Origin of the sequence: Peribacillus sp. NPDC058002, assembly GCF_042886655.1 — a bacterium.
Taxonomy (GTDB): Bacteria; Bacillota; Bacilli; order Bacillales; family DSM-1321; genus Peribacillus; species Peribacillus aracenensis.
On the sequence record NZ_JBHVQU010000458.1, the window covers coordinates 1 to 1,772 of the forward strand.

The 1,772-nt window shown below is 37.6% G+C and carries 1 protein-coding gene; it reads right to left on the bottom strand.

What is annotated here, in order from left to right; genetic code table 11:
• Positions 1–87: 87 nt before the first annotated feature.
• Positions 88–1,698: a glycoside hydrolase family 10-like protein gene (locus tag ACFVSH_RS26280; protein ID WP_387708745.1), complete on the bottom strand. Its 1,611-nt coding sequence runs from the start codon at positions 1,696–1,698 to the stop codon at positions 88–90.
• Between the last annotated feature and the right edge of the window lie 74 nt (positions 1,699–1,772).

Here is a 1,772-nt window from a genome sequence, read left to right on the forward strand (position 1 = left end):
GACCATTTCTAACATATTGTTTAATATATACCTTACGTCCATTGTTCACTGACATGCTTCTTGAACCGTAAAGCTATTTCTTGAAGTTTATTTTACTTTTATAGTAATCTGTTTAGTTTGTTTACTTTCATTGTGTGTTCGGTCTAAGGCAGTCACAACATATGTGTATGTCTTTCCTTTTTCTACACTGCCGTCAATATATAATTGACGTTTATTTTCTTTATGCACCGTGGCAAGTAAGTTCGTTGAGTCTTCTATGTTTCCTTTTTTCTTCCCATCAAAACGATAAATGGCATAATAGGATGCTTCTGATTGCTTGTGATCGTGAATTTCAAATTGTATTCCATCTCCTGTTTGTGTTGCCTTGCTCACCTTTGGAGCCTTTGGGGCATGATCATCAATCCAAGGCATGGCAGGAACCAATGCGGGATGCTTATAAATATCCTCGCTTAAACGATCTGCTATCCCAAGGGGGTTTTTCCGTAAATCTTTGGCACTGAAATGCATGCTTCCATCAAATTCCTTATATGTTCGATTCAGTTTTAACTGGTTTGGCATTTCTTCAGGATTGAACCAGTTTTGGACACCATTGGACTCTGTATTAATTTTATAGTCTCCTTGTCCAATATAGAGTTGAACATTTTTACCTTCGACTTCTTTTGTCCACCAATCAAGAAGTTTGGCATAGTCAGCTACTGGCAATCCTATATTCCAATATAATTGAGGTGCAATATAATCAATGTATCCATTATTGATCCACGTCCTGGTATCCGCATATAAATCATCGTAATTCGTTTGTCCAGCGGCAGTGTCAGATCCTGTGGGATCAACTGCTTTGTTGCGCCAAACTCCAAATGGACTTATACCAAACTTCACATATGATTTTTCAGCCTTGATTTCTTCATTTATATTCTTAACAAGGTTATTTACATTATCCCTTCGCCAATCTTCCACATTTGTAAATCTACCTGCTCCATATTTTTGATAGGAAATTTCATCTGGGAATGGTACTCCTGCAATCTTGTAAGGATAGAAATAATCGTCCATATGGACTGCATCAATATCATAATTCTTAACAACTTCCATTATTCCATCGATCACAAACCGTTGTACGCCAGGAATGCCTGGGTCAAAGTACAACTGTTGCCCATAAGGTATGACCCAATCAGGGTGCTTTCTAGCAGGATGAGATTCTGGAAGGTTATCAATATCCGATAATTCAGCTGTCTTGCCTAAAGGCATAGTAATGCGATATGGATTAAACCATGCATGAAATTCCATATTACGATCATGTGCTGCTTCTACCATGAATGCAAGAGGGTCATACCCAGGATCTTTTCCTTGGATTCCTGTTAAATATTTTGACCAAAGACCGTAATCAGATGGGTAAAAAGCATCTGCAGTTGGTTTAATTTGCATAACGACAGCATTCATCCCCATTGCTTTTTGTTCATCCAAATACTTTATGAATTCTTCTTTCTGTGCTGATATGGATAAACCTGGTTTGGAAGGCCAATCAATATTTAACACAGTTGCAATCCAAGTTGCGCGCAGTTCCTGTTTTACATAAGTAGTTTGCTGAGGGATCGTCCCCGTTTCTGCATGTGCAATCAAATCGGATGGAAGGAGAAGTGATCCTCCCACTAAAGCGGCTAGCGCCAGTGAACCAAATCTTGTCTTTGTAATTCTTTCATTCATCAATAGTAAAACCTCATTTCATTAAATAGTTATATTTAATTATTTGTAAGCGTTAACAAATAATGAATATATGA